General features: G+C 61.9%; 26 protein-coding genes. 6 read left to right on the top strand and 20 right to left on the bottom strand.

Features of this window, described 5'->3' with window-relative positions:
• Nucleotides 1-2: 2 nt before the first annotated feature.
• From cyoE to FSO04_RS27905, 4 genes are all read right to left on the bottom strand, one after another.
• A complete protein-coding gene (cyoE, locus tag FSO04_RS27890; protein WP_054035767.1) occupies nt 3-908 on the bottom strand; it encodes a heme o synthase in 906 nt (301 codons plus the stop codon).
• 6 nt (nt 909-914) lie between these two features.
• Nucleotides 915-2024: a COX15/CtaA family protein gene (locus FSO04_RS27895; RefSeq protein ID WP_154564630.1), complete on the bottom strand. Its 1110-nt coding sequence runs from the start codon at nt 2022-2024 to the stop codon at nt 915-917.
• Between the two features lie 31 nt (nt 2025-2055).
• Nucleotides 2056-2718, bottom strand: a complete 663-nt coding sequence (locus FSO04_RS27900) for an SCO family protein (protein ID WP_168435871.1) — start codon at nt 2716-2718, stop codon at nt 2056-2058.
• A 69-nt stretch (nt 2719-2787) separates the two neighbouring features.
• Complete coding sequence (locus FSO04_RS27905; protein ID WP_154564583.1) at nt 2788-3504, bottom strand: SURF1 family protein; 717 nt, start codon at nt 3502-3504, stop codon at nt 2788-2790.
• A 114-nt stretch (nt 3505-3618) separates the two neighbouring features.
• Here FSO04_RS27905 and FSO04_RS27910 point away from each other — a divergent pair, with 114 nt between their 5' ends.
• A complete protein-coding gene (locus FSO04_RS27910; protein WP_007179452.1) occupies nt 3619-3828 on the top strand; it encodes a twin transmembrane helix small protein in 210 nt (69 codons plus the stop codon).
• Nucleotides 3829-4013: 185 nt separating this feature from the next.
• Here the strand turns inward: FSO04_RS27910 and FSO04_RS27915 are convergent, their stop codons facing one another.
• The 8 genes from FSO04_RS27915 to FSO04_RS27950 all read right to left on the bottom strand — a co-directional run bounded on the left by FSO04_RS27915 (nt 4014) and on the right by FSO04_RS27950 (nt 11250).
• Nucleotides 4014-4871: a cytochrome c oxidase subunit 3 gene (locus FSO04_RS27915; protein ID WP_154564585.1), complete on the bottom strand. Its 858-nt coding sequence runs from the start codon at nt 4869-4871 to the stop codon at nt 4014-4016.
• 131 nt (nt 4872-5002) lie between these two features.
• Nucleotides 5003-5212, bottom strand: a complete 210-nt coding sequence (locus tag FSO04_RS27920; RefSeq protein ID WP_054035759.1) for a DUF2970 domain-containing protein — start codon at nt 5210-5212, stop codon at nt 5003-5005.
• A gap of 34 nt (nt 5213-5246) precedes the next feature.
• Nucleotides 5247-5861, bottom strand: coding sequence for a cytochrome c oxidase assembly protein (locus tag FSO04_RS27925; RefSeq protein ID WP_154564587.1), 615 nt, complete (start codon nt 5859-5861; stop codon nt 5247-5249).
• A 49-nt stretch (nt 5862-5910) separates the two neighbouring features.
• Nucleotides 5911-6045 carry a cytochrome oxidase small assembly protein gene (locus FSO04_RS47715; protein ID WP_211607278.1) on the bottom strand — a complete coding sequence of 45 codons (135 nt, stop codon included), beginning with the start codon at nt 6043-6045 and terminating at the stop codon, nt 5911-5913.
• 116 nt (nt 6046-6161) lie between these two features.
• Entirely contained in the window at nt 6162-7775 is a 1614-nt protein-coding gene (gene ctaD, locus FSO04_RS27935; RefSeq protein ID WP_154564591.1) for a cytochrome c oxidase subunit I, read from the bottom strand.
• Nucleotides 7776-7819: 44 nt separating this feature from the next.
• Nucleotides 7820-9430, bottom strand: coding sequence for a cytochrome c oxidase subunit II (gene coxB, locus FSO04_RS27940; RefSeq protein WP_154564593.1), 1611 nt, complete (start codon nt 9428-9430; stop codon nt 7820-7822).
• Nucleotides 9431-9496: 66 nt separating this feature from the next.
• On the bottom strand, nt 9497-9970 hold the full coding sequence (locus FSO04_RS27945; RefSeq protein WP_154564595.1) for a DUF2244 domain-containing protein: 474 nt from the start codon (nt 9968-9970) through the stop codon (nt 9497-9499).
• A 314-nt stretch (nt 9971-10284) separates the two neighbouring features.
• Nucleotides 10285-11250: a methyltransferase domain-containing protein gene (locus tag FSO04_RS27950; protein WP_154564597.1), complete on the bottom strand. Its 966-nt coding sequence runs from the start codon at nt 11248-11250 to the stop codon at nt 10285-10287.
• Nucleotides 11251-11334: 84 nt separating this feature from the next.
• Here FSO04_RS27950 and FSO04_RS27955 point away from each other — a divergent pair, with 84 nt between their 5' ends.
• Both FSO04_RS27955 and trmL read left to right on the top strand, forming a co-directional pair.
• Complete coding sequence (locus FSO04_RS27955) at nt 11335-12129, top strand: ComF family protein (protein ID WP_154564599.1); 795 nt, start codon at nt 11335-11337, stop codon at nt 12127-12129.
• A gap of 18 nt (nt 12130-12147) precedes the next feature.
• A complete protein-coding gene (gene trmL / locus FSO04_RS27960; RefSeq protein ID WP_154564601.1) occupies nt 12148-12618 on the top strand; it encodes a tRNA (uridine(34)/cytosine(34)/5-carboxymethylaminomethyluridine(34)-2'-O)-methyltransferase TrmL in 471 nt (156 codons plus the stop codon).
• Here the strand turns inward: trmL and FSO04_RS27965 are convergent.
• The 5 genes from FSO04_RS27965 to FSO04_RS27985 form a co-directional block, all read right to left on the bottom strand.
• On the bottom strand, nt 12591-13139 hold the full coding sequence (locus FSO04_RS27965; RefSeq protein ID WP_154564603.1) for an O-acetyl-ADP-ribose deacetylase: 549 nt from the start codon (nt 13137-13139) through the stop codon (nt 12591-12593). The two genes, trmL and FSO04_RS27965, sit on opposite strands and share 28 nt — an antisense overlap.
• A 95-nt stretch (nt 13140-13234) precedes the next feature.
• Nucleotides 13235-14233, bottom strand: coding sequence for an NAD(P)H-dependent glycerol-3-phosphate dehydrogenase (locus FSO04_RS27970; RefSeq protein ID WP_154564605.1), 999 nt, complete (start codon nt 14231-14233; stop codon nt 13235-13237).
• A 21-nt stretch (nt 14234-14254) separates the two neighbouring features.
• The gene (secB, locus tag FSO04_RS27975; protein WP_054035743.1) at nt 14255-14725 is read right to left on the bottom strand and encodes a protein-export chaperone SecB; all 471 of its coding nucleotides are present in this window, start codon (nt 14723-14725) and stop codon (nt 14255-14257) included.
• Between the two features lie 176 nt (nt 14726-14901).
• On the bottom strand, nt 14902-15162 hold the full coding sequence (gene grxC / locus FSO04_RS27980; RefSeq protein WP_054035740.1) for a glutaredoxin 3: 261 nt from the start codon (nt 15160-15162) through the stop codon (nt 14902-14904).
• Nucleotides 15159-15584: a rhodanese-like domain-containing protein gene (locus tag FSO04_RS27985; RefSeq protein ID WP_054035864.1), complete on the bottom strand. Its 426-nt coding sequence runs from the start codon at nt 15582-15584 to the stop codon at nt 15159-15161. The genes grxC and FSO04_RS27985 overlap by 4 nt, the downstream gene beginning before the upstream one ends.
• A 137-nt stretch (nt 15585-15721) precedes the next feature.
• On the opposite strand from FSO04_RS27985, the gene gpmA reads away from it, so the two are divergent.
• From gpmA to FSO04_RS28000, 3 genes are all read left to right on the top strand, one after another.
• Entirely contained in the window at nt 15722-16468 is a 747-nt protein-coding gene (gene gpmA / locus FSO04_RS27990; protein WP_154564609.1) for a 2,3-diphosphoglycerate-dependent phosphoglycerate mutase, read from the top strand.
• Between the two features lie 312 nt (nt 16469-16780).
• Nucleotides 16781-18361: a S41 family peptidase gene (locus FSO04_RS27995; protein ID WP_154564611.1), complete on the top strand. Its 1581-nt coding sequence runs from the start codon at nt 16781-16783 to the stop codon at nt 18359-18361.
• Nucleotides 18362-18537: 176 nt separating this feature from the next.
• Nucleotides 18538-19296 carry a HesA/MoeB/ThiF family protein gene (locus tag FSO04_RS28000; RefSeq protein WP_154564614.1) on the top strand — a complete coding sequence of 253 codons (759 nt, stop codon included), beginning with the start codon at nt 18538-18540 and terminating at the stop codon, nt 19294-19296.
• A gap of 86 nt (nt 19297-19382) precedes the next feature.
• On the opposite strand, the gene ptsP is transcribed toward FSO04_RS28000, so the two are convergent.
• The 3 genes from ptsP to FSO04_RS28015 form a co-directional block, all read right to left on the bottom strand.
• Nucleotides 19383-21134 carry a phosphoenolpyruvate--protein phosphotransferase gene (ptsP, locus tag FSO04_RS28005; RefSeq protein WP_168435872.1) on the bottom strand — a complete coding sequence of 584 codons (1752 nt, stop codon included), beginning with the start codon at nt 21132-21134 and terminating at the stop codon, nt 19383-19385.
• A 288-nt stretch (nt 21135-21422) separates the two neighbouring features.
• Complete coding sequence (locus FSO04_RS28010; RefSeq protein ID WP_054035732.1) at nt 21423-21692, bottom strand: HPr family phosphocarrier protein; 270 nt, start codon at nt 21690-21692, stop codon at nt 21423-21425.
• A gap of 105 nt (nt 21693-21797) precedes the next feature.
• Nucleotides 21798-22325, bottom strand: coding sequence for a PTS sugar transporter subunit IIA (locus tag FSO04_RS28015; RefSeq protein ID WP_154564616.1), 528 nt, complete (start codon nt 22323-22325; stop codon nt 21798-21800).
• Nucleotides 22326-22604: the final 279 nt, after the last annotated feature.

Consider the following 22604-nt stretch of genomic DNA (forward strand, 5'->3'; position numbering starts at 1 on the left):
TGTTACGCGCCGATCACGACGCGCGCATAGTGGTCGATCAACAGCGCGGCGAAGAGCAGCGACAGATAAACGATCGAGTAACGGAAGGTTTTGCGCGCCAGATCGTCGGAATAGTCCCGATAGATCTTCCACGCATACGCGAGGAACACGGCGCCGAGCAACACAGCCGCCGCGAGGTACACAACGCCGCTCATGCCGGAGATGAACGGCATCATCGTGACCGCGAACAGGATCACCGTGTACAGCAGAATATGCAGGCGTGTGTACTTTTCGCCGTGCGTGTTCGGCAGCATCGGCAGACCGGCGTTTTCGTAGTCTTTGCGGCGATACAGTGCGAGCGCCCAGAAATGCGGCGGCGTCCACACGAAAATGATCAGCACGAGAATCCATGCGTCGCCCGGCACGTGACCGGTGACGGCGGCCCAACCGAGCGCCGGCGGCATCGCGCCCGACGCGCCGCCGATCACGATGTTCTGCGGCGTGGCCGGTTTGAGCAGCAGCGTATAGATCACCGCATAGCCGACGAAGGTGGCGAGCGTGAGCCACATGGTCAGCGGATTGGCGAACGTGTAAAGCGTCCACATGCCGAGTCCGCCGAGCACGGCCGAAAACAACAGGATCTGCGGGGTCGTGATTTCGCCACGCGCGGACGGCCGCCACGACGTGCGACGCATCTTCGCGTCGATCTTCTGTTCCATCAGGCAATTGATGGCGAACGCCGCACCGGCCAGCAGCCAGATGCCGACCGTGCCGCCGATCAGGACGGTCCACGGCACCATGCCGGGCGTCGACAGAAACATGCCGATGACTGCGCAAAACACAGCGAGCTGCGTGACACGCGGCTTCGTCAGGGCGATGTACTGGGAGACCCGGCTACCGGGCGTTTGGGAGAGAGTTGTGCTGTCCATGTGGGGTCACGCTGGCGCGGCATCGCGCGCAGGCAACACGGCGCGGCCGGGACGGCTATAAGCGATCCGAAAGTTTAACATAACGAGCAAAAGCAGCAGGATCGCGCCCCCCCCGTTATGCGCGACCGCAATGGGCAACGGCCATTGCAGGACGATGTTCGACAGGCCGGTGATGAACTGGATCAGCACCACCAGCAACACGCCGTTTGCCGGCCGCCGCAGCGACTCGAAACGGCGCAGTTTCAGCGCAAACCACACCAGATAGGCGACCACGACGATCGCGAACGTGCGGTGAGTCCAGTGAATCGCGACCAGCGCATCTTGCGTAATCATGTCGCCGTCACCGGTCATGCCGAGCGCGCGCCACAAGTGAAAACCGTGCGCGAAGTCCATCGGCGGGACCCATTGACCGTTGCAGGTCGGGAAGTCCGTGCAGACGAGCACCGCGTAGTTCGTGCTGACCCAGCCGCCCAACGCGATCTGCACCACCAGCAGCACGAGACAAGCGATCGCAGCCGTCCGCCAGCGCGCGGCTTCGGGCTCATAGGCCGGCAGCGGCGTTTGGCGTGCGGCCAGCCAGCCGAGCGTGCCGAGCAACGCGAGGCCAAGCAGCAAATGGGTCGTCACGATGATCGGCTGCAACTTCATGGTCACGGTCCACGCGCCGAATGCGCCCTGCACAAGAATCAGCAGCAGCAGCGAAGTCGGCCACCACGGCGACACATGCAGTGGACGGCGCTTGATACGAGCCGTCCACGCAATCAACGTCTGCGCGATGATTAGCACGCCGATCGCCATCGCGAAGTAACGGTGAATCATCTCGATCCAGGCCTTCGTCATACTGACCGGTCCGGTCGGCATCAATTGATGCGCGGCGGCAATCGCGGCGTGCGCGATGAACGGCGACGACGTGCCATAGCAACCTGGCCAGTCCGGGCAGCCGAGACCAGAATCGGTGAGACGCGTAAAGCCGCCGAACATCACCAGGTCCAGCGTCAGGAAAGTGGTGAGCCACACCAGCTTGCGGAATTTGTTGTCGTCGGCCTTGACCCATACATAGGACAGCGGCAACAACGCGATACACAAGCCGATCAGGGCCAGTTGCAGAAGTTGCAATGCAGACATCTTTCTTACCCTTGTTGCGGCGTCAGCCGATGCTCGACCACTTGAGCAGCTTGGTCACGTCGCCCTTGATCTTGCTGGGGTTCGGATCTTTCGGGAAACGCATCATCAGATTGCCGTTCGGATCGACCATATAGATGTGGTCGGTGAGTTGGGTGCCGGTGTCGGTCGGCAGCCATGCGGACACCTGCGCCGGATTGGCGATCAGCATATGGGTGTCGGGGTAGGCCTTTTGTATCACGTCGGACACGTTGCCTACATCGGTGCGCAGCCACACTTCGACGACGCGCTCGCGTTCCGGGCCCTGAGCTGCGCGGATTTGTCGCATGAAGTACAGCTTGGTGACGCAGGCTTTGTCGCATGCGCTGTTGTCGACGGAGATCAGCAGCCAGCGGCCGCGCAGCGTCGCGAGCTTGAGCGGCTTGCCGTCTTCACCCGTCACGACGAGCGAATCGGGAATCGGCCGCTGCGGTTCGACCAGCGTGCCGTAGCTCGTGCTGCCGCCGGCCGGCTTGACCACGTAATAAACGAAATACGATACGACGATCGGCGCGGCGCAGATGACCGCCAGCAACAGCAGCATCCAGCGGCCACGCTTCCACGATCCCTCGCCATTGGGTTGACCAGGCATCACTTTCGGAGCGGCGGATTTGCCGGCTTGCGGCGAACGGGGAGATTGCGTCGACACTACAGGACCTCTTTCAATGATTGCGCGGCTTCAAGCCCGTGCTCAGGGCACGAAACCGCAGGCGATGCGTTACACGCTCGGGGCGTGCTCTTTCTTCGCGGCGCGGCGCGCGGCGTACAAGCCGAAGATCAGCGCCGCGGCCGCCATGCCCCACCACTGGAACATGTAGCCGAAGTTGGTTTCGACGCCGGTTGTTGGCGCCGGCCAGTCGCGCACCAGTTTGTCGCCGTCGTCGCTCAATTGCTGGATTACGAACGATTGCAACGGCAACCCGGTTTCCTCAGCGTAGGCCGCCGTATCCAGATTCTGGCGAATCTTCTGATGCGCAGCCGATCCGCCCTGCCCTAACTCGAATGCACGCGAGGCATCGGCACGCGCAATGCCTTCGATTTCGATCTCGCTTTGCGGCGTGCTGTACGGCGCGATGGTCTCGCGATTGTTCATGTTGCGCGGCAGCCAACCGCGATTGACCAGCACGTAACCGCCGTCGGCCAGTTTAAAAGGCATCACGACGTAAAAGCCCGGCTGATCGTTATACGGGCGATTATCCAGATAGACGACTTTGTCCGCGACGAAACTGCCGCGCGCCTTCACGCGATGGAATTCGATGTCTTTGAGTGCAACCGGCGTAGCGCTCACAGGCTGCGCGGGCGCGTCTTCGAACTGCGTGATGTGCGCTGCGAGTGCTTCCTTCTGATGCGCGCGGTCGCGCTGCCAGAAGCCGAGCCGCACCGTCACTGCAATCACTAGGAGAATCAGCAGCGCGGGAATGAGGCGGAACTTCATCGAACACACTCCGGCACCACAGCCCGCGACGGCGTCTGGAACGTACGGCAGACGCTGGCGCGCGGTGCGATAATAAACGTCTTGCCTCTGCGCTTCCCGGTTTCAGTTGGTTCCATGCACATTCTCGTTCCCATCGCCTTCGTCCTGATCATCGCCAGCATGGTGTCCGCGCTTTACTTCATGATGCATGACAAGGGCAAAACCAAGCGGATGGTCTGGTCGCTCGCCACGCGGGTGGGTCTGTCGATCTCGCTGTTCCTGTTCATCCTGTTCGCTCACTGGATGGGCTGGATTCAGTCGACCGGTATTCCTTACGGCCGTTGAGCTCGGCGGAAAAAGCTTCACGTCACCCAACCCACCAAACAAAACGCCGCCCTGACAGGGTCGAGGGCGGCGCTCTATGACTTGCGTACTGCTCGTGCGCCGCGCCCGTGAAAGGCGATGCGCAAACGGCCTGCACACGCTCCGGAAACCGGCCGGTTTTCAGTACGTATGCAGGCCAGACTGCGTTACAGCCAGTACACGACGACGTACAGCCCAAGCCACACGACGTCCACAAAGTGCCAGTACCAGGCGGCGCCTTCGAATGCGAAGTGATGCTCCGCGGTGAAGTGGCCGCGAATCATCCGCACCAGCACCACGGCCAGCATCGTACCGCCGAGGAACACGTGGAAACCGTGGAAGCCCGTCAGCAGGAAGAACGTCGAGCCATACACACCCGAGGACAGCGTCAGGTTCAGTTCGTTGTACGCGTGGAAATACTCGAAGCCTTGCAGGAACAGGAAGCAGACGCCGAGCACCAGCGTAGCCGCCAGCCAGATGATCGCCTTCTTTCGATGATCTTCACGCAGTGCGTGGTGCGAGACCGTCAACGTAGCGCCGGACGACAGCAGCAGCGCCGTGTTGATGGTCGGCACCGGCCACGGCTGCATCGACTTGAAGGTCGAGACCAGCGCTGCCGGACCGTTGTTCGGCCACACCGCCGAGAAATCCGGCCAGATCAGCTTGTAGTCGAGGCTGCCGAGCTGATGCAGCGCGATTTCACGTGCATAGAACAGCGCGCCGAAGAAAGCGCCGAAGAACATCACTTCGGAGAAGATGAACCAGCTCATGCTCCAGCGGTACGACTTGTCGACATTCTTGCCGTACATGCCGCCTTCCGACTCGGCGATCGCGTCGCCGAACCAGTGCCACAAGGTATAGAGCAGCCACAGCAACCCGACGACGACGCCGATCGGCGCCAGTTCATGGTCGTTGATCCAGGCCGCAAGCGATCCGAGCATGACCAGCAACCCAGCGGCGGCGCTGATCGGATGCCGCGACGGATGCGGTACGAAATAGTACGGGCTCTCGTTTTGACCGCTCATTCTTGATTCTCCACTTCAGTCCAGTTGTTCCGGAATCTCCGGCTGTATCTTCGGCGGCGCGTCGATACCGCACCGCTTCTCTCTAATTCGTGGGCTCTGCTTCGCCCGGTACGACTTGTGTGCCTGCCGGCTCAACCCACTACGGCGTGCACGATCAGGATCAGCACCCCGATCAGGATGGCTACGCTGATCAGCGCTGCTGCAAGCACATGCAGCGGGTTCAACTGCGTTGCGTCCGCTTCCAGATCACGACGCTTGCGCACCCCGAAAAACGACCAGAACACGGCTTTCATCGACTGGCCGAAACTGCTCTTGCGTGGGCTGCCGCGGTTATCGCTCATTTACGTCTTCTTCCTTCGCCTGCGGCCAGTGCCGTCAGGTGGGATTGGCGGTGGTTGCCGCCGTGTTGGCCGTGGGTGCTACGCTCCCGGCCGTCGCCGCTGCCGGCGTATTCAACTCAAAGAACGTGTACGACAACGTGATCGTTTTCACATCCTTCGGCAACTTCGGGTCGACGACGAACACCACCGGCAACCGCTTGGTCTGGTTCGCAGTCAGAGTCTGCTGCGTAAAGCAAAAACACTCGATCTTCTTGAAGTACTCGGTTGCCTGCTTCGGCGCGTAGCTCGGAATGGCTTGCGCCTGAATCGTGCGCGCCTGTTCGTTGCTGACCTCGTACATCACTGTCGTCACTTCGCCCGGATGCACGTCGAGACTACGTTGCTCCGGCTTGAAACCCAGCGGGCCGCGCGCGTTCGCATCGAATTCGATCGAAATCGTGCGACTCATGTCGACCTGCGTATTCTTCGCCTCACGCACCGTGGCATCACGCTGCACGAGGTTGTTGATGCCGGTGATCTGGCAGATCGCGCGGTACATCGGCACCAGCGCAAAACCAAAACCGAACATCATCAACGCGACGACGAACAGCTTGATCAGCATCGAACGGTTAAAAGAGCGATCGGCCTGGGCCGGCGGTTGCGTCGACATCTCAATCCTCAACAATCCTGCACACAGACTCTAACTACCGCGTACCGCGTCAGGTGAACCACTTCTGATGAATGATGACGCTCGCAAAAAAAGCCGCGGCGATGACAAACATCACGATACCGATCCGCCGGTTACCCGCGCGAACCTGCTCGGGCGTACGTCTTTCTTGAGGATTGCGCGTCATGCTCGACTTTCTGAATACTTTCGTGCCTACAGGGTGCCACCACTGCTCGCGTGGCTGCCCGGTCCCGTCGGCGACTAACACCGCGCCGACGAAACCGGCAACCTCGCTGACGCCGATTACTCGACGGTCGGCGGATTTTCGAACGTGTGGAACGGAGCCGGGCTCGGCACGGTCCATTCGAGGCCCGTTGCGCCGTCCCACGGCTTGTCGCCGGCCTTTTCGAGTTCACCGCCGCCACGATAGGCCGGCAGCGCAACCGCGAACAGGAAGTAGACCTGTGCCAGACCGAAGCCGAAGGCACCGATCGAGATGACCTGGTTCCAGTCCGTGAACTGTGCCGGGTAGTCAGCGTAACGACGCGGCATACCTGCGAGACCGACGAAGTGCATCGGCAGGAACGCGAGGTTAAAGAAGAACATCGACGCCCAGAAGTGGATCTTGCCGCGCGTTTCGTTGTACATCCAGCCGGTCCACTTCGGCGCCCAGTAGTACCACCCGGAGAACAACGCGAAGAGCGAACCCGCAACCAGCACGTAGTGGAAGTGGGCCACCACGAAATAGGTACCGTGATACTGGATGTCGAGCGGCGCCATGGCGAGCATCAGGCCCGACAGACCGCCGAACGTGAACACCAGCAGGAAGCCGACCGCGAACAGCATAGGCGTTTCGAAGGACAGCGAACCGCGCCACATCGTCGCGACCCAGTTGAACACCTTCACACCCGTCGGCACGGCGATCAACATCGTCGCGTACATGAAGAAAAGCTGGCCCGTCACCGGCATACCGGTTGCGAACATGTGGTGCGCCCAGACCATGAACGACAGAATCGCGATCGACGAGGTTGCGTACACCATCGAGCTATAGCCGAACAGCGGCTTGCGCGAGAACGCCGGGATCACCTGCGACACAATCCCAAACGCCGGCAAGATCATGATGTACACCTCGGGGTGCCCGAAGAACCAGAAGATGTGCTGGTACATGACCGGGTCGCCGCCGCCTGCCGCGTTGAAGAACGACGTGCCGAAGTGACGATCGAACAGCACCATGGTGATCGCGCCTGCCAGAACCGGCATCACGGCGATCAGCAGGTATGCGGTGATCAGCCACGTCCAGACGAACATCGGCATCTTCATCAGCGTGAGGCCAGGTGCGCGCATGTTCAGGATCGTCACGACGATGTTGATCCCGCCCATGATCGACGAAGCACCCATCAAGTGGACCGCGAAAATCGCGAAGTCCATGCCCGGGCCCATCTGCGTCGACAACGGTGCGTACAGCGTCCAGCCCGCGGCGGTCGCGCCGCCCGGTGCGAAGAACGAACCGACCAGCAACACCGCAGCCACCGGCAGCAGCCAGAAGCTGAAGTTGTTCATCCGCGCGAAAGCCATGTCCGATGCGCCGATCTGCAGCGGCACCATCCAGTTCGCGAAGCCGACGAAGGCCGGCATGATCGCGCCGAACACCATGATCAGGCCGTGCATGGTGGTCAACTGGTTGAAGAACTCGGGGCGCATGATCTGCAGGCCCGGCTCGAACAGTTCGGCACGGATCATCAGCGCCATCACGCCCCCGGAGAGGAACATGGTGAACGAGAAGATCAGGTACAACGTACCGATGTCCTTGTGATTGGTTGCGAACAGCCAACGACGCCAGCCATGCGGCGTTTCGTGGGCGTGGTCGCCGTGTACGTGCTCGTGGCCCGCGACTACATCGTGTCCGATGCTAGACATGACAATCTCCTAATGCGAATACTGCGGTGCTGACCATGAACACGTCAGGCAGCCGGGCTGATCTGGACACGCCGGGCTTCTTTCGCGTCGCCGCCGCCCGTGATCGTTTCCGGCTTCTTCAAAATGATGTGGTCTTCGGCAATGCCGGCTGCTTTCAGTGCGTCGCGCACGGCTTCGGCACGGGTCTTCGCGAGCTTCGCGTTGACTTCGGCAGAGCCGGTGGCGTCGGTGAAGCCCGACAGTGTGAACTTGGCGTCCGGGTGTGCTTTCGCGTAGGCCGCGGCCGCGTCGACCGCCGCTTTCGCGTCGGTCGGCAGCGTGCTCTTGCCGGTGTCGAAGTAGACGTTTGCCGGGAGAGCTGCTTGCGATGCTGCCGCGCTGTCCGAACCGGCCGCAGCCGCGTCAGCACCCGAGGCAGCCGCTGCGCCGCTAGCAGCCGCGCCTGCGTCGGCCAGATGATTGCCACCTTCCGGCAGCTTGCCGTTACGGGCCTCCAGAATCTGCTTCGGCTGGAGAATGTCGCCGGTGTGGTTGCCCCACGAATTACGTTCGTACGTGATGACCGAAGCGATTTCGACGTCGTTCAGCGTCGGCGCCCACGAAGGCATCGCGTTCTTGCCCTTCAGCACCAGGCTCACGTGCTCGGCGATCGGGCCGTTGGCGATCTTGCTGCCGTCCAGCGCCGGGAATGCGCCAACGCCCTTGCCGGTCGGCTGGTGGCAGACCGCGCAATTCGCTGCGTACACCTTGCCGCCGCGCTCCATCAGCTCAGCCATGGTGTAGGTCTTGTTCGGATCGTCCTGGCCGGCGGCCATTTTCTGCTTCTGCGTATCGACCCACTTCGCGTAGTCGTCTGCCGACAGCACTTCGACCACCACCGGCATGAATGCGTGCTCCTTGCCGCACAGTTCGGTACAGAAGCCGCGGAAGGTGCCGGTCTTGTCAGCCTTGAACCACGTGTCGCGCACAAAGCCTGGAATCGCATCCTGCTTCACGCCGAAAGCCGGCACGTACCAGGAGTGGACCACGTCGTTCGCGGTGGTGATGATGCGGATTTTCTTGTCGACCGGGACGACGAGCGGATTGTCGACTTCCTGCAGATACGTGGTGGAAATCGGCTCGCGGCCATCGGTTTGCGCACGCGGCGTGGCCAGCGTGGACAGGAAGCTGATGCCCTCACCCGGACCCTTCACGTAGTCGTAGCCCCACTTCCACTGGTAGCCCGTGACCTTGATGGTGACGTCGGCGTTCGTGGTGTCCTTCATCGCGACGACGGTCTTGGTGGCGGGGAGCGCCATCAGCACGACGATGACGAACGGCACGATCGTCCAGATGATTTCGACGGTCGTGCTTTCGTGGAAATGGGAAGCCTTATGGCCTTTCGATTTGCGGTGCGCAAACATCGAATAGAACATCACTGCGAACACGCCGATGAAGATCACCGTGCACAGGATCAGCATGAACGTGTGGAGGCTGTAGAGCTCCTCAGCGATTTTCGTCGCCGGCGGCTGGAGATTGATCTCGTTGACGGCAGGGCCGCCCGGAACATCGCCCACTGCCAGGGCCGCACCGGCGAAAAGCAGTCCGCTCATCGCCAGCACGCCCATGAGGGCTCGCTTGATTGTTTTCATAGCTTCCTTACCCAAAATTTCCATTCAAACCCTCGACCCCGCTGGCAGGCTGTCTCGCGCTCCCCGTGAACGCCGCGCGTCTCAACGCGTCTAACAACGCGTGAGCCACATACGCAATTCGCCTGCGAACTGCGCGCGCCGATACTGCGCGAGATGTTGCCCGATCATGATCGTCTGTCCGCGCGAGACCAGTTTGATCTGGTCACGCGGCGTTGCGCCCGGTTCGATCCGCACCCAGCGCGGATTGAATTCGAACTGCGTGAGCCGCTCGGCGCTGACCTGCTCGATCACGAGCCGGTTCGGAAACAGCCGGACGCACTCGTAATCGACAGCATGACGCGCATATATGGCAAACGCGATGCCCACCGCCAGCAATTCAATACCGGTGAACGGCAACACCAGCCAGGCGCCGACCAGAACCAGCATGAAAGCAATTGCCAACGAGAACAACGCAAGCGACACGTAGAAACATACGAACTGCCGCGGCGATATCGAACAGTTGCGCTTCATCGTCCAGTCTTTGAGAACCGGTTCTGAATCCGCCAGCAGATCTGATGCTTCCATCGCTGCCTCCCGCCGACCGTCACCCATCACCGCCTGCGGCCATTGCTCGCGACCGCAGAATCCAGCCACTTGATTACCGCCGCGCCACTTCATGTTGCAGCCCTATGCCTCGGGCCTGCCGCCCCAAATGTGGGAACTCCGGGCGACAAACTGACGCATTATAGGCGCGATCCATGGCATCCACAAGCAAGCCTCAATCGGCCCACAAGCCCGGTGCGACAAGCCTCCGCGCCGTTTTGACGCAGCTTTCACGCGTCTTTTGAAGCGGTAATTTCAGACATAACAGATGTCCTCTTTACCGCTTCGTTGATTCCTCACCGATTCCTCGACGAGCCTCGTCCGATATCCTCGAGCCGCACGATCCCATGCCCTTCGGCCGTGGTGCGCGGCACGGCTTTCCAGGCGTGGCCGTAGATCACTTCGAAGGTCAGCGCGATCGTGCCGTCGGCGCGCCGGCGGGCCTCGAGCGCTGCCAGCAAAGCCTTGTGCAGCCTACGCGCGACGGCGTTCGCGGTAGCCTCGCGCTCGAACGGATAGGCGCCCCAGCGACGCACATCCGCGAGCAGCGACTCGGGCGACTTATATGTAATGGTGAGTGTTTCCTGGTCCATCACCGGAATCTCGAAGCCGCTTTCGACCAGCATGTCCCCGAGGTCATGCATGTCGACAAAGTCGATCACATGCTTGCGCGAAGCAACGCCATGCGCGGCCTCGACCTCGGCGTAGGCGCCGCGTAATTCCTTCAGCGAATCGGGGCCGAGCGTGCTGAACATCAGCAGGCCGTTCACTTTCAGCACGCGTTGCCACTCGGGAAACACGAGATCGGGCCGCGAGTGCCAGTGGAGAGCGAGATTGGACCAGATGAATTCGAAGGCGCCGGCCGCGAACGGCAGCGCCGAGAAGTCGGCCTGCGCAAAACGCGGACCGCGGGCGCCGAGCGCCTTGCCGAGCGTGGCCGGCAGAAAGCGCCGCCAGCTTGTGTCGCCGGAATCGTGACGCAGCGCGCGACTGAGCATTCCGTGCGACATGTCGGTGCCGAACACCGGCGCCTCGGGGAAGCGTTCGCGCAATGCGGGGATGTCTTCGCCCGCACCGCAACCGGCGTCGAGCACGCTCGACGGCGTAACCTTGATGTAGTCGAGGCGTTCGCGCATGCGCTGCGCGATTTCGCGCGGCAGGAACGCGACCTGGTCGAAGGTCGCCGCACGGCGGTCGAAAATCTGCCGGAGGCGCCGGGAATCATAGGCCGGACGGCCAGATTGAGACGTAGTTGGGGGCATGGGTGTCGTACTGGCGTAGAGCACGAAGTATACTCGTTCGCTTCCGTCCATTCAGCGTGAAAGGCCTTTGCGGGCGGTCCAATCATGCCACTCCGAAAAAATTCCTCGTCTCCCGGCGGCTCGAACGCACTTTTTGCACGCTTCACGCGCGGCTTATATTCGGCGTGGCCGCATGTGATGCACGCTGCGTTGCCGAACCTGTGCGCACTATGCGGCAATTTGTCGCATAAGACGCTGTGTGCCGGTTGTGACGAGGCGTATTGGAACGAAGCCAGGTTGCGCTGCACGGTGTGCGCGGTCCCTTTGTCCGGAGCGCGCTGGGCGAGCCACGCGCGATATCGCTGTGCGGATTGCATCGGCGAGCCGCCGCCGTTCGAGGCAACCTTCGCTCTTGCCGATTACCGCCAGCCGCTCGACGCCTTGGCGCTCGGGCTGAAATTCCGCGCCCGGCTAATGCTGGCGCGCGAGTTTGCGCAACGCCTTGCGCGCCTCGCGGGGGACTCATGGGTGGACGCGGCTGAAAAACCCGATGTGCTCGCGCCCGTGCCGCTGGCCAACAAACGTCTTACTGAGCGCGGCTACAACCAGGCCTGGCAGATTGCGAGGCCCTTGGCCCGCGCGCTGAATGTGCGCAGCGACGCCACCTTGCTGCATCGTGTGATCCACACCGCACCACAATCGCGGCTCGACCTGGACGCGCGCCGGTTGAACGTGGGCCGAGCATTCAAAGTCGTCAAACCGGTGCAAGGTCTGCATGTCGGCATCGTCGACGATGTCATGACGACCGGCGCGACACTCGAAGCGCTGGCGCGCACGCTCAAAGCGGCCGGTGCGCGGCGCGTCACCAACTTCGTCGCGCTGCGTACACCAAAAAACTAGTCTCTACCTGAAGCCATCATGTTCAATGTCGTTCTCGTCGAACCCGAAATCCCGCCGAACACCGGCAATGTCATCCGCCTGTGCGCCAACACCGGCGCGCGACTGCATCTGATCGAGCCGCTCGGCTTTCCACTCGACGACGCCAAGTTGCGCCGCGCCGGTCTCGACTATCACGAGTATGCGCAGATGAACGTACATGCCGATTGGGCAGCGTTCGTCGCCAAGGAAGCACCCGATCCGGCTCGGATGTTCGCCTTCACCACCCGTGGCTCGGGCCGGTTTCACGAGCATGCGTTTCAATCCGGCGACTGGTTCGTGTTCGGCGCCGAAACGCGCGGCCTGCCTGACACCGTGCTCGATCAATTCGCCAATGAACAACGCGTACGTCTGCCGATGCGGCCAGGCAACCGCAGCCTGAATCTGTCGAATACGGTCGCCGTGGTCGTGTTCGAAGCGTGGCGTCAGACCGGCTTCGACGGCGGCGCCTGACGCCGTTCCAATTCGGCTTCGTAGCGCGCAAGCATCGCGCCGTCGAAGCAGGCGAACACCACATGTTCTATGCCCGGCTTGCGCGACAAGCTTTCGAGCACGGTGCCGACAGCAATTTGCACGGCTTCGTTGGCGGGAAAATGGTAGATACCGCAACTAATTGCGGGGAACGCAATACTCCTGCAATGCGCCTGATGCGCCACTTCGAGCGAGCGCTGATAGCACGAGGCAAGCAGGTCCGCCTCGCCGCGCGCACCGCCCTGCCAGACCGGGCCGACCGCATGGATCACATGTTTGGCCGGTAACTGGTAACCACGGGTGATTTTCGCATCGCCGGTCGCGCAGCCGCCGAGCGTTTCGCACTCACGCAGCAATTCCTTGCCGGCCGCGCGGTGAATCGCGCCGTCCACACCGCCCCCGCCTAGCAACGAAGTATTCGCGGCATTGACGATCGCATCCACGGCGAGTGTCGTGATGTCGACCACGCGCGCTTCTAGCGTGCAATTGTTAAAACTGGGCATGAGAACCTCGCTGGTCCGAAGCGTCGATAAAACGTGGACAGCGATGGTGGGCAGCCGTTCAGCGCTTTTCGCGCTAAACGGCTGAAAGACAAGACTTATTCTGCTTTCGAATCGCGCCGCAGCAAGGCGCTGACGGCGTCGCGGGGCGCTACGCCGTCGAACAGCACAGCACAGACCGCCTGCGTGATCGGCATCTCGATCGCATGAGCGCGAGCGATTGCCAACACAGCTTGCGCACAACGCACGCCTTCGGCCACATGGCCGAGGCCGCCGAGGATATCGTCGAGCGTACGGCCCGCGGCGAGTTGCACGCCGACCGTGCGATTGCGCGAAAGATCGCCCGTGGCGGTCAGGATCAGATCGCCCAGCCCTGTCAAACCGGTGAACGTCTCCGCCCGCCCGCCGAGCGTCACGCCGAGGCGCGACATTTCAGCGAGACCACGCGTAATCAACGCCGCGCGCGCATTCAGACCGAGGCCGAGGCCATCGGCAATACCCGTGGCAATCGCCAGCACGTTCTTCACCGCGCCGCCCACTTCCACGCCGACGATATCGTCGCCGGTATAGATGCGCATGGCGCCATGATGGAACGCAGCAACCGTGCGCTCGCGGCATGTCGATGACGTACTCGCGATCGTCAACGCGACCGGCAAGCCCTGCCCGACTTCGCGCGCGAAACTGGGGCCCGACAGCACACCGTTACTGCCATGCCCCGGCAGTTCAGCCGCGACCACCTGATGCGGCAACAACTGCGAGTCGGCTTCGAAACCTTTGCACAGCCACACCACATGCGCCGGCACTTTGCCCGCGTCGTGCATCGCCCGGAACAGACCCCGCAGACCGGCGACGGGCGTCGCCACGACGCATAACGCGTCGTCGGCGAGCGCGTGGTCGAGCGCTGCGTTCAGATCGGCTTCATAGCGAAGGGACGGTGGCAACGCAACGCCCGCCAGATAGCGGGCGTTTTCGTGCGAAGCGGAGAGATCGGCGATGAGCGCGGGTTCACGCGCCCACAGCACCGTGTCGTGCCGTGCGGCCAGATGGCCGGCGAGGGCTGTGCCCCATGCACCGGCGCCGAGGACAGCAACCTTCATAGCCGGCACCGAACGAACGCGTTAATGCGTGACGCCGTTTTGCGCCGCGCCTTCCTGGCCGCCCATTTGCGCGAGACGTTGCTCGTACAGCGCCTGGAAGTTGATCTCGGCGAGGTGGATCGGCGGGAAGCCTGCGCGGGTGATCGCGTCGGCGATGTTCGAGCGCAGGTACGGGAACAGGATCGTCGGGCAGGCAATGCCGACCAGCGGATCGATCTGCTCAGCCGGAATGTTGCGGATGTCGAAAATGCCGGCTTGCTTGGCTTCGATCAGGAACGCAACCTTGTCCGACACCTTGGCCGTGACCGTGCCCGTCACGAGGATTTCGAACACGGTGTCGGCGAGGCGCTCGGCCTTCACGTCGACTTCGACTTCGACCGACGGCATTTCCTGCTCGAGGAAGATGCCCGGCGAATTCGGCTGCTCGAGCGACATGTCCTTCAGGTAGATGCGCTGGATGTTGAAGAACGGCTGGTTATTCTCGTCGGACATGATTGAGTGATTCCCTGATAGGTATGCGTGGCGGCGGCCCATGGCTCCTCGGGCCGCCAGATCGTTGCGGCGCATCGCCGGCCCTCGAAGTTGTCCTTGAAGGGCCAGCACGCACCGACTTGTATTTCACCCGCCTGACTCACGCGCCGGCCGGCGCATGCGTCAGGCAGCTTCGTTCAGGCAGGTTCGAGCAGAGGCATCAAACCGCCCGCGCGATCGAGCGCGGACAGGTCATCGTACCCGCCGACATGCGTCTCGCCGATGAACACCTGCGGCACTGTGCGGCGACCGGTCCGGGTCATCATTTCTTCACGACGGGCCGGGTCCTTGTCGATCAGTACCTTTTCAACGTGCTCGACGCCGCGCGACTTTAAAAGACGTTCGGCCATCTGGCAATACGGGCACACCTGGGTGCTGTACATGATGACTTTGTTCACTTGGCTGCTCCTTGTTTCACAACCGGCATACCGGCTTTCTGCCAGGCGTCGACACCGCCTTCAAGAACATGGACTTCGGCGTATCCCGCATCCTGCACGATACGCGCTGCCTTGTTCGACTGCTGGCCGGTCTGGCACACCAGCAGCACCGGGTTGCTCTTGTTCTTCACGAGTTGCGCGACTTTCGCCTGCAACTCTGCAAATTCAAGGTGCCGTGCCGCGGGCAGATGGCCCTTGGCAAAGTCGGCGGACGGACGCAGATCGATGACCGCCGCATTGCGCCGGTTGATCAGTTGGGTGGCTTCAGCGGCCGACAGGCCGCCGCGGCCACGCCGGCTGATCGTCGGCCACAGCAGCAACCCACCGGAGATGAGGACGATTGCGATCAGTACAAGGTTTGTGTAATCAGTGAAAAACTTCACGGAAAATCCGCCGAAAAAGAGAGAAATCGAAAAGGGCAATCGAGCCATTATAAAATAACCGTCTGACGCGATGGCGGCGCTCCTCCAGAGGACCCTCGCAACGCTTTACCGCTTCCTTACTACCGACCGGCAATCTCATGTACAAACTCGTTCTCATCCGCCACGGCGAATCGACGTGGAACAAGGAAAACCGCTTCACGGGTTGGGTCGACGTCGACCTCACCGAACAGGGCAATCGTGAAGCGCAGCAAGCGGGCGTGCTGCTGAAGGAATCGGGCTATTCGTTCGATATCGCCTACACGTCGGTGCTAAAGCGCGCGATCCGCACCCTGTGGCACGTACAGGACCAGATGGACCTGATGTATCTGCCGGTCGTGCATTCGTGGCGCCTGAACGAGCGCCACTACGGCGCGCTGTCGGGCCTGAACAAGGCGGAAACCGCCGCCAAGTTCGGCGACGAACAGGTGCTGGTCTGGCGCCGCAGCTACGACACGCCGCCGCCGGCGCTCGATCCGTCGGACGAACGCGCGCCCTACAACGATCCGCGCTACGCCAAGGTGCCGCGCGAGCAATTGCCGCTCACGGAGTGCCTGAAAGACACCGTCGCACGCGTTTTGCCGTTGTGGAACGAGTCGATTGCGCCGGCCATCAAGTCAGGCCGCAAGATTGTGATCGCCGCGCACGGCAACTCGATCCGCGCCATGGTGAAGTACCTGGACAACATTTCGGACGACGACATCGTCGGCCTGAATATCCCGAATGGCGTGCCGCTCGTCTATGAACTCGACGAAAACCTGAAACCGATCAAGCACTACTATCTGGGCGACCAGGACGCGATTGCGAAGGCGCAGGCCGCTGTGGCCAAGCAAGGCAAGGCGGGCTAAACCGGGGCCGCCGGCCGCCGCCCCCCGCCTGTAGTGGAAATCTGCAGCGGGGGCCCGGCAAACGGGCCACCCCACCGGCAAGACCTGCCGGCGTACGCGTCCCGCCGGCTGTCAATTGCGCCATCCCACTGCCATCTTGCCGTTACCGCACATTACTTCGGCTTCGCGACCTCCGACTCACGAACCAGGGCCCGCCCGCGCTGTCGAATCACGATTGCCTGCGCTGCGCCCTGACCGGGCGGGTGTGCAGTTATACTTGTCCGTCCCCATCTCTATCGACGCTGCCACGCGCTCCCGACCGCAACAGACTCTATGCGAAAGAACCTGAAAAATATCGGCCTGATTGCCGCGGGCCTTGCTACCGGCGCATTTGCCACCCTGCAACTCTCCGCCTCGGCCCAGCAACCCGCCGGCGCCGCCTCGAGCGCCGTTGCACCGTTGCCGCTGGACCAACTCCGGCTCTTTGCCGAAGTGTTCGGGCAAATCAAGCATGAGTACGTCGAACCGGTGGACGATAAAAAGCTCCTCACCGCCGCGATCAAGGGCATGGTGTCGAGCCTCGACCCGCACTCGTCGTATCTCGACAAGACCGATTACGAAGAACTGCAGGAGCAGACCAAGGGTCGCTTCGCGGGTCTCGGCATCGAAATTTCGTCGGAAGACGGCCTGATCAAGGTGATCTCGCCGATTGAAGACACGCCCGCGTTCCGCGCCGGCATCCGTCCGGGCGACCTGATCACCCGCATCAATGACAAGCCGGTGCGCGGCATGACGCTCGACCAGGCGGTCAAGCAGATGCGCGGCGACCCGGGCACCAAGGTCACGCTGACCATCTTCCGCAAGACCGACGACCGGACGTTCCCGCTCACGGTCACGCGCGCGATCATCAAGGTCCAGTCGGTCAAGATGAAGATTCTGGCGCCGGGCTACGCGTATGTCCGCATTACCAGCTTCCAGGAACGCACCACGCCTGATCTGGCTGCGAAACTGCAAGACATCGCCCGTCAACAGCCGAACCTGAAGGGTCTCGTGCTCGACCTGCGCAATAACGGCGGCGGTCTGCTGCAAAGCGCGGTCGGTGTTGCCGGCGCGTTCCTGCCGTCGAATTCGGTGGTGGTGTCCACCAACGGCCAGATTCCGGATTCGAAGCAGGTCTATCGCGACACGTACGATAACTACCGCCTGCAATCGTTCGACAGCGATCCGCTGAAAGACGAAGCGCCGATCTTCAAGACTGTGCCGATGATCGTGCTGACCAACGCCTATTCGGCGTCGGCTTCGGAGATCGTCGCGGGCGCGCTGCAGGATCAGCATCGTGCGCTGATCGTCGGCAAGACCACCTTCGGCAAGGGTTCGGTGCAAACCGTCCGTCCGATGACAGCTGAAACGGCACTGCGTCTGACCACGGCGTACTACTACACGCCGAGCGGCCGTTCGATCCAGAATAAGGGCATCCGTCCTGACATCGCGGTCGATCAATACGCAGAAGGCGATCCGGACGACGCACTGGTTACTCGCGAAGTCGACTACTCGAACCACCTTGCGAACACGCAGGATCCGAACGAGAAGAAGGAAGCGGATCAGCGCGAACAGGAACGCATGGACCAGTTGCGCCAGCTTGAAGAGCAGAACGACAAGAAGACGCCGGAACAGCGTCAGAAGGATCGTGAGCGCAAGCCGGTCGAGTTCGGTTCGACCGACGACTTCATGCTGACGCAGGCATTGAACAAGCTGGAAGGCAAGCCGGTGCAGGAATCGAAGTCGCTGACCGAGCGGCGTCTCGCGCAGAACAAGCCGGCAGCATCGGCCTCCGCGCCGGTCGCGGTGAAGCCGACGCAACCGGTACCCGGCGCATCGGTCCCGGCCTCGGCGCCTGCTACACAAAGCAACTAAGCAGCAAATCCAACGTGTCTTCGCAGCCGGACGTGCTGCGAAGACACGGAGCAGTACAGCTGTAATACCCGGCACCAGCACGAACACCCGCTCCCCCGCGCGATTAAAATAACGAAACCGCGCATGGCAGGCCACCGGTCCTGCATCTCATTGCGCGACACTCCACGCGCCCCGCCATGAATGACGATCAACTCCTCCGCTATTCCCGCCACATCCTCGTCGACGAAATCGGCATCGAGGCGCAGCAGCGCTTTATCGACGCGCACGCGATCATCGTCGGCGCGGGCGGCCTGGGTTCGCCGGCAGCGATGTATCTGGCGGCGGCAGGCGTCGGCCGTCTGACGCTGGTCGATGCGGATACGGTCGACCTGACCAATCTGCAGCGGCAGATTTTGCATGTGACGGCGTCGGTCGGGCGCAAAAAGGTGGAGTCCGGGCGCGACGCGATCGCCCAGATCAATCCTGAGGTGGTGGTGAACGCGGTGGCCGAACGGGTCGACGATGCATGGCTCGATCGCGAGGTGCCGCACGCCGCTGTCGTGCTCGATTGCACGGATAACTTCGCGACGCGCCACGCGATCAACCGCGCCTGCGTGAAGCATGGTGTGCCGCTGGTCTCAGGCGCGGCCTTGCGTTTCGACGGCCAGATCAGCACCTTCGATTTCCGGGACGCAGCGTCGCCCTGCTATGCGTGCGTGTTCCCGGAGGACCAACCGTTCGAGGAAGTCGCGTGCTCGACCATGGGCGTATTCGCGCCCACGGTCGGCATCATCGGTTCGATGCAAGCGGCTGAAGCACTGAAAGTGATCGGCGAGATCGGCACGCCGCTGGTGGGCCGTCTCACGATGCTCGATTCGCTGCGTATGGAATGGAACACGATGCGCATTGCGCGTCAGCCGGATTGCCCGGTATGTGGGCAACAGCATCAGCCGTGAGCCCACGCAAGCAAGACGCCAAATGAAAAACGCCGCACACATGTGCGGCGTTTTTCATTTGAACCCACCAATCCGGGTTGTCAGTTTCAAGCCAACACCACGCGCTTCAGCGCCGCCTGCACCTCTTCCGGTTCGAACGAAGCCAGCACGTCGGCCACCGGCTTCTCGAGCGTCTTCAGATGCGAGCGCAGGACTTCCTGCTTGACCACCAGCAACTGGCTCGGGTGCATCGAGAACTCGGTGAGGCCCATACCGAGCAACAGACGCGTCAACGCCGGGTCGCCCGCCATCTCGCCGCACACCGACACCGGCACCCCCGCCCGCTTCGCCTCGCGCAGCGTGAAGGCGATCAGATGCAGCACCGCCGGATGCAGAGGATCGTACAGATGCGCGACCGAGTTATCCGCGCGATCGATCGCCAGCGTGTACTGGATCAGATCGTTCGTGCCGATCGACAGGAAATCCAGCCGCTTGAGAAACAGCGGCAACGCAATCGCGGCGGCCGGAATCTCGATCATCGCGCCGACCTGCACGTTCGGATCGTAGGCGATACCGGCATCGTCCAGTTGCCGCTTGGCCTCGCGAATCAGATCGAGCGTCTGATCGATCTCCTGCGCGTGCGCCAGCATCGGAATCAGAATCTTCACCTTGCCGAACGCCGATGCACGGAGAATCGCGCGCAGTTGCGTCAGGAACATCTGCGGTTCCGAGAGGCTCCAGCGAATCGCTCTGAGCCCCAAGGCGGGGTTCGGTGCGGTTTCGTAGCCGTCGCCGCCGCCACTCATCGAATCGAGCGGCTTATCGGCGCCGACGTCGATCGTACGGATCGTCACCGGCAAGCCGTTCATCAACTCGACGGCGCGACGGTAGGCAGCAAACTGCTCTTCCTCTTCCGGCAAGTGGTGCTTGTGATTCATGAACAGGAACTCGGTGCGGAACAGGCCCACCCCGGTTGCACCCGAATCGACCGCGGCGCGCGCGTCCTCCGGCAACTCAATGTTCGCGCACAGTTCGATGCGTGTGCCGCAGAGCGTTTGCGTGGGCGAAAACTTCAGCCGTTGCAGCTTGCGCTGCTCCAACGCTTTTTCGCTCTGACGGTACGAGTATTCTTCCAGCACGATCGGTGCGGGATCGACGATCACGATGCCGTGATCACCGTCGACAATGATCAGGTCGTCTTGCCGGATCAACTGACTCGCATGCTGCACGCCGACCGCGGCCGGAATGCCGAGGCTGCGCGCGACAATCGCCGTATGTGAAGTCCGTCCGCCGAGATCGGTGACGAAACCCTGAAACGTTTGCGTTTTGAACTGCATCATGTCGGCCGGCGCGATGTCGTGCGCGACCACAATCATCTCGTCGCAGGTACCGTGCACGCTGTCTAGCAGCGCCACCGAAGCACCGGCAAGCGCCTTCAGCACGCGCTCCACCACCTGTTCGATGTCGGCTTTGCGCTCGCGCAGGTATTCGTCTTCGATATCGTCGAAATGGCGCGACAGGCGCTCGAGCTGTTCGGTCAGCGCCCACTCCACGTTGTAACGGCGCGTACGGATCAGGTCGATGGTTTCCTGCACGAGCATTGCATCGTTCAGGATCATTGAATGAACGTTGATGAACGCACCCATTTCGCTCGGCGCGTCTGCCGCGAGATCGGCGCGCAACGTGTCGAGTTCGTAATGCACATGTTGCTGGGCCACGCGAAAGCGCTCGATCTCGCCCTCGATCTGGGCGGGTTCGATCAAATAGTGGTCTACGTCAAGTGCAGCCGGGGCGATCAGATAGGCCCGCCCGATGGCGATACCGCGTGACACGGGAATTCCATGCAGCGTGAAGGACACGCGCACCTCCTCTAGTTGTGTGATGCCGCGGCAAACCGCTGCAATGCTCTCAGACTCTGTTGGCCATTATAAATTCCGCGCCCGTTGTCGATACGTTAGGTCTGTGTGCAGCGCAGCACGAAATACCGTAACCGACCACAACACTGCGCCTTCGACGAGCTTGCGCTCCGGCAACGCGAACCCCTGCGCGCCGCGGGCAGGCGCCTCTCAAGCTGCGATTGTCTCGCGCTAAAAAAAATGCCGCGGACAGTCGCGGCATTTTGCTTCAGGCAACGATAACGCGCGAATTCACTGACCTTCGCCGAATTTATCAGCAATCAGTTTCAACAATGCGTCCATGGCTTCTTTTTCGTCGGTGCCTTCCGTTTCGATCAGCACCGTGCTGCCTATACCCGCGGCCAGCATCATCACACCCATGATGCTCTTGGCATTGATACGGCGGCCATTGCGGCTCATCCAGATTTCCGCCTGGTAGTTGCCCGCGAGTTGCGTCAACTTGGCCGACGCGCGCGCGTGCAGCCCCAGCTTGTTCACAATAGTCGTTTCCTGTTGCAGCATGTGATGGTCCGAAGCGCGGGTAAGTGTTGTAGTGAAAGGTGAAACTGCAAACCGGCTGCGATCGGGCGCGACCCAATCGCAATCGTTTAAAGCCGTGAGATCCGCTTACAACCCGGTCGAGCCGGCTTTCTGCGTCAGGTCGGCCTCAGCCGGCAACGCGGGCAAACAGTCAGCGGCAGCGGCCTCTGGCGGCAAAGCGGGCAAACAGTCACTGGACCCCGCAGGCGGCGCAACCGGCGCCGGCGTGGCGGGCCCGATTGCGTGCACGCCCTTGGTGGCACCGGCGAGCGCTTTGTCGACCAGCGTGTCGAGCGGCGTCGCGCGATAACAGACCGCGCGCACCAGCATCGGCAAATTGACGCCACACAGCACACGGACGTTCGGCACCGAAGCGAGCCGCCCGGCGATATTCGCCGGCGTGGCGCCGAACATGTCGGTGAGCACGAGTGCGCCGTTTTCTTCCTTGAGCCGCTCGATTTCCGAATGCGCGAACGCGACCTGCTGTGCGGGATCGCAATCCGGCGATACATCGATCACGCCGATGCGAGCCGGCAAGCCACCGTAGATGTGCGAAATACAATCGCGCAACGCGGTGGCGAACGGAGCGTGCGCAATGATCAGAATGCCTGCCATGTCAGCCTTGCTGCAAAAGAACGGCCCCGAACCGTGGACCGGGACGAAGCCCGGTTCGTAAGCGCCCTCGACTGGCCGTGGGTCGTGAGGGCCGGAACGCATCACCTGACGAGCGGCCCGCCGTGCCTGATATCGCTACGGCGCAGGCGGGAAACAGCTCGTTCACAGTCCGCAGTCCATGCCAGTGGCGCCTGACAGGCGCCTTCCACTCGCTTGGCGCGGAAGAGCGGGCATTGTATCAGGCTCATTTTCACGCCAAAGCCGGTGTTTCGCTTGATG

The organism is Paraburkholderia madseniana (assembly GCF_009690905.1).
Lineage (GTDB): Bacteria > Pseudomonadota > Gammaproteobacteria > Burkholderiales > Burkholderiaceae > Paraburkholderia > Paraburkholderia madseniana.

Coding starts and splice junctions, on each gene's coding strand:
- cyoE (WP_054035767.1), bottom strand. CDS start 908: ATGGACAGCACAACTCTCTCCCAAACGCCCGGTAGCCGGGTCTCCCAG.
- FSO04_RS27905 (WP_154564583.1), bottom strand. CDS start 3,504: ATGAAGTTCCGCCTCATTCCCGCGCTGCTGATTCTCCTAGTGATTGCA.
- FSO04_RS27910 (WP_007179452.1), top strand. CDS start 3,619: ATGCACATTCTCGTTCCCATCGCCTTCGTCCTGATCATCGCCAGCATG.
- FSO04_RS27915 (WP_154564585.1), bottom strand. CDS start 4,871: ATGAGCGGTCAAAACGAGAGCCCGTACTATTTCGTACCGCATCCGTCG.
- FSO04_RS27920 (WP_054035759.1), bottom strand. CDS start 5,212: ATGAGCGATAACCGCGGCAGCCCACGCAAGAGCAGTTTCGGCCAGTCG.
- FSO04_RS27925 (WP_154564587.1), bottom strand. CDS start 5,861: ATGTCGACGCAACCGCCGGCCCAGGCCGATCGCTCTTTTAACCGTTCG.
- FSO04_RS47715 (WP_211607278.1), bottom strand. CDS start 6,045: ATGACGCGCAATCCTCAAGAAAGACGTACGCCCGAGCAGGTTCGCGCG.
- ctaD (WP_154564591.1), bottom strand. CDS start 7,775: ATGTCTAGCATCGGACACGATGTAGTCGCGGGCCACGAGCACGTACAC.
- coxB (WP_154564593.1), bottom strand. CDS start 9,430: ATGGAAATTTTGGGTAAGGAAGCTATGAAAACAATCAAGCGAGCCCTC.
- FSO04_RS27945 (WP_154564595.1), bottom strand. CDS start 9,970: ATGGAAGCATCAGATCTGCTGGCGGATTCAGAACCGGTTCTCAAAGAC.
- FSO04_RS27950 (WP_154564597.1), bottom strand. CDS start 11,250: ATGCCCCCAACTACGTCTCAATCTGGCCGTCCGGCCTATGATTCCCGG.
- FSO04_RS27955 (WP_154564599.1), top strand. CDS start 11,335: ATGCCACTCCGAAAAAATTCCTCGTCTCCCGGCGGCTCGAACGCACTT.
- trmL (WP_154564601.1), top strand. CDS start 12,148: ATGTTCAATGTCGTTCTCGTCGAACCCGAAATCCCGCCGAACACCGGC.
- FSO04_RS27965 (WP_154564603.1), bottom strand. CDS start 13,139: ATGCCCAGTTTTAACAATTGCACGCTAGAAGCGCGCGTGGTCGACATC.
- FSO04_RS27970 (WP_154564605.1), bottom strand. CDS start 14,233: ATGAAGGTTGCTGTCCTCGGCGCCGGTGCATGGGGCACAGCCCTCGCC.
- secB (WP_054035743.1), bottom strand. CDS start 14,725: ATGTCCGACGAGAATAACCAGCCGTTCTTCAACATCCAGCGCATCTAC.
- gpmA (WP_154564609.1), top strand. CDS start 15,722: ATGTACAAACTCGTTCTCATCCGCCACGGCGAATCGACGTGGAACAAG.
- FSO04_RS27995 (WP_154564611.1), top strand. CDS start 16,781: ATGCGAAAGAACCTGAAAAATATCGGCCTGATTGCCGCGGGCCTTGCT.
- FSO04_RS28000 (WP_154564614.1), top strand. CDS start 18,538: ATGAATGACGATCAACTCCTCCGCTATTCCCGCCACATCCTCGTCGAC.
- FSO04_RS28010 (WP_054035732.1), bottom strand. CDS start 21,692: ATGCTGCAACAGGAAACGACTATTGTGAACAAGCTGGGGCTGCACGCG.
- FSO04_RS28015 (WP_154564616.1), bottom strand. CDS start 22,325: ATGGCAGGCATTCTGATCATTGCGCACGCTCCGTTCGCCACCGCGTTG.